General features: G+C 33.9%; 4 protein-coding genes. All 4 read right to left on the reverse strand.

Annotation, left to right across the window (positions count from 1 at the left end):
- Positions 1-756: 756 nt before the first annotated feature.
- Positions 757-1617 (reverse strand): FkbM family methyltransferase, encoded by an 861-nt coding sequence (locus NZ519_12710; protein ID MCS7029615.1) that lies wholly within the window; start codon positions 1615-1617, stop codon positions 757-759.
- Between the two features lie 5 nt (positions 1618-1622).
- Complete coding sequence (locus tag NZ519_12715) at positions 1623-2642, reverse strand: glycosyltransferase (GenBank protein ID MCS7029616.1); 1020 nt, start codon at positions 2640-2642, stop codon at positions 1623-1625.
- A complete protein-coding gene (locus NZ519_12720; protein ID MCS7029617.1) occupies positions 2642-3784 on the reverse strand; it encodes a glycosyltransferase in 1143 nt (380 codons plus the stop codon). Before NZ519_12720 ends, NZ519_12715 begins: the two co-directional genes overlap by 1 nt.
- A gap of 168 nt (positions 3785-3952) precedes the next feature.
- Positions 3953-4210: hypothetical protein (locus tag NZ519_12725; protein MCS7029618.1), on the reverse strand; the 258-nt coding region annotated here is incomplete at its 5' end.

Below are 4210 nucleotides of genomic sequence, written 5' to 3' on the forward strand. Positions count from 1 at the left end.
CAATTTCCCTTCGACCTTTTATAAGGTTTTACAACTAACCGGTTACATATCATACTTCTATACCAATCTACATGTATCCGCTTTCCTCTAAAATTCAGTCTTGGAAATGTTTATATCATGTACACTGCCCCACCATAACTCACTTACATACAACACCTGCTTTTTACTATCGCTGTCAGAACAGGTGGATGAGCTGATTGGGGCTTGTTGTAAACTTCTGCTAACGCATTAAATTCTTCGAGGCTTCAACCAGTGGCAGTTTTACATTTCTTTTCAGTTTTAAGATTATGAAAAATATGCGCCATAATTTGTAAGATTACTAAGCCAAATTAATCAATTCATTGATAATCAATAACCAAAAGGTCTATTATTTTTGCATAGACCAGCCCCATAAATTTTGGTTAACTACATAAAGATAGTAAATTATATTAACGTATCCAACTGTAAAGCATACTATTTTTACAAATTTGTTTTAGATGTAAAAGCACTTTAAAGTACATGATAAAAATCACCTGTTAAAAATTGATTGCCTTTAGGTTAATATTTAGAGCAGTATAACTCCAAAGTTGTGCCGTATTTAGATACGCTACATGAATCTTCCACTGATAAAGAGCACTTCATACTTAGGCTATCACGCTACAAAGATGCAAGTTCTTAAAGTTATTAATTCAGTAGGTAAAGTGTCTTATATATCTTCATGAAATCATGCACGCTGACTTCTTTTAGGGTAAGTGTAACAATGTTTATGGAATATGCTTATAAATTCTTACTTACATAAATAGCATTCCACTCATATAATTTTCTATTTACGTATATAGAAGGTATAATGTCGAAAAGCAGGAAATTTTTTTCTCTGAGGAAGCTATCAATTTCATAGTATTTTATTCCTGACTCATAGTCCTCGTGGTTTTGCATTTCAACGATAACAATATTGGTTCTTTGAAGCATATTTTCGCCGCCTTTCAATACTTCTAACTCGTAACCCTGTACATCTAATTTAACAATATTAAAATACTCGTTGATGTCTTTGAATATTGTATCCAACTTAACAATCTTTACTCTTTCTGTTTTGATTTCTTGTAATGCAGAGTTTAGATATGTATTATCATGATTAGGGTTTATTTTTAGTAAAGAAGAAGATAGGTAATTAGCTGTAACATGTATTTCGATTTCTGAAAAATCTAATATAGGGTTACCTAATGCTAAGTTAAATGTGTTGATATTAGAATAGCTACCTACTTTCTCTGATAATTTTTTAAAGCTTTCCTCTATGGGCTCAAATGCATATATTTTAGCATGTGGAAAGTTATTTGCGAAAGTAACGCATGTATCACCATAAGCACTTCCTATATCTATAACGCTAAGTGACTTATCTAAATTCAGTAAATCTACTAAAGTAATAGCTTTTTTGATGTGCTTTTCGTAATTAAGAACTGAGGGTAGAGATTCTATTTCTTCTCCAATAAATTCTTTATGGTTGGAAAGAAACTTTCTTAGTGCTTGTTTATCTTGATGAAAGTAACCATTTACAATATCTATTAGTAGTGGTTGTATTATTGAAAATTTGTAAAAAGCAATATCTAAAAGGCGATAAATTATCTGAATAAAAAATTTCATAAGTTTTAACTTGTTTTACGTAATTGATGTATAGATAAGACACTACGGCGATAACTGCAAATAGATGTAAGTATGGAAAATAGCTTTCCTATTTTCATTTCCATTACTATTCGCCGGTCATACACGAGACTGGGTTTAAGAAAAAAAGCTATCCACTCCTTGTACGAGAAATTAAATAGCTCTCTAATCAATAAATTTACTGAATTTATTAGATACAGCATATCGCAAATAAAAGGACGCTTTGAGCTTCTATGGTTAAATACATACTTATACAAACTTAAAAACCAATGTGATTGACCAAATCCATAATAAAGTTTGCAAACATAAGACCAAGATAATCTATTTTTAGTAATAAAATGCTTAAAGTTTAATTTTTCATCATAATACAGATGATACCCTGCTTGCATAATTAATTCACATAGTTCCCCGTCACCACCAGCAGAAAGAGTATTTCCTTTACGGTCAGAGAGTATAGAATGAAAGCCTTGATTGTAAATCTTTTTCAGTACTGAGGCTCTTACAGCCATACCTGCCCCCCATATAAATCTTCGTTGATCTACAATTCCAGAGCGAGTAGCTTGCTTGCCAATGGCATATCCACCTATGTATTTGAGTAACCATGGTGGGGGAGGCTCTTCAAATATTCCTTCACTTTGTCCTCCCATGGCTCCTACGTCAGGCATTTGCTGAAAATTCTGATATACAATAGAAAGATAGTCTGGCGCTAGCCAGTTGTCATCATCACAAAAGATAATATATTCATACTGAGCATTTAAAATACCACAGTGCCTTGCAAAATTTAAACCCAACTGAGGCTCGTAAATTACTCTTATAGGTGTAGGAGAGTTAAGCTGTTTCCAAACATTTTGCGCAACATAGGAGGTGCTGTCGGTGGAGCCATTATCTATTACAATAATTTCCCACGCACCAGAAAAATCTTGCTCAGAAAGATGTTTGAGTGTTGTTGGTAATTTATTCTCACTATTATAGCAACATATAACCACTGAAATTCCCTGCTGCATCATTATTTCTTGCTTTTACATAAGTAATCATACAACTCTATTTCGGGATACATATTTATGTGTTCCTTAATGTATTGATGTGCTGCTATTCCCATCTGTTCCCAATGGTTGCGGCTTTCCCATGCCTTTTCCATAGCATTGGACAAATACCGCAAAGTTGGTGCTTCTGCTATAAAGCCTCTTTCTTGATCATACCCTACTAACTTTGCATTGTCTCCTACATCCGTTACTACTGAAGGTCTTCCGCATATCATAGCTTCTTGCAAAGATAATGGAGTACCTTCACTAATAGAAGGAAGTATATTAATGTGGTTAGTTTGCCATATTTTTTTTATGTCTTTCACATGTCCATGAAAATATACACGGTGGGCGATTCCTAAGTTTTCGGCGAGACATTTTAAATATTGATAAGAGGGACCTGAGCCATATAAATTAAGTTGCCAATTGCGATTTTTCCAATGAGGTTGAGCTAACACTTCTAAGAGTAAATCCTGACCTTTTATATTTGCTTCTAAACGGGCAACGCATGCCATTTGATAACATTCATTAGGAGACGGATACGTTATGAGATCGTAATGTTTTAAACTGGGAGCATTTCCAATGAGACGCGAGTTACGCATTGAATTAAATAGCTGCCGCTTGGCAATTTGAAAATTTCTTTCTGAAACAAAAAGAAAATAATTGGCTCCTAAACAGAACTTTTTTACTTGCTCAATTCTCTGTATGTCTTGAAATACACTTATCTCGCGATTAAATTGACTGATTAACACGTAAGGAATATTGTATGCAACTAGCTTTATTACTTCTGGATCTAATGCTGCTGCGTACGTATCACCTTGATTAATACACAGAACGTCAGGCTGGAAGTCTAGAATAGGTTGGAGAGAAAAAGCAGGAGGTTTAGGTGGTATTAGTTTGCGCTTTATAAAGTTAAAAGCTCTTTTTATAAGAGGTGGAATAAGTTCTGGGTTTTTAAATAATGCTCTTGTGTGTAGATGAGCACCTTTATTTACTAGTTCAACAATTTGAGGCGCGTTACTCATTTGGTCGTAAACACTGATTATTATTTCATCACCTTTTGATAAGGCATATGCTGCAGCAGCAGACCAAAGTTCTTCGCTTCCACCCCACTGAGCAGCAGTCATGATACTAATAAAAGCAATTTTCATGAGAAGCTATTTTTATATAGGTTTATTAACCTCTTTAATTGGCGTAATGGCCTTAAAATGTAGTTTCCCAATCGATAGTCTTTTGATTTGTAAATATAATTATGGATTTCATTTTGAGTATTTTTGATTAGTTCTTTTAATTCTTTATTCTGATTTTACAATTTGAGGGATTAATTTCACACAGCAAGCCGCCCACCACTCTATCATGTGTTTAGCGTGTTGATTACACCCAATGAAACCTGCATTAAATAGACCAGCAAAGAATAAGTGTTCAAAATGTTCGTGTGATTTGTCTATGTGCAGGTTAGGATTTGAATTGCGCCAGTGAGGTGTGAGGATAATATTGTATGTATCCAATTCGTTAAGTAAAAATTGGTAGTCATTATAAAAGTATAAGTCGCA

The organism is Bacteroidia bacterium, from assembly GCA_025056095.1.
GTDB lineage: Bacteria > Bacteroidota > Bacteroidia > JANWVE01 > JANWVE01 > JANWVE01.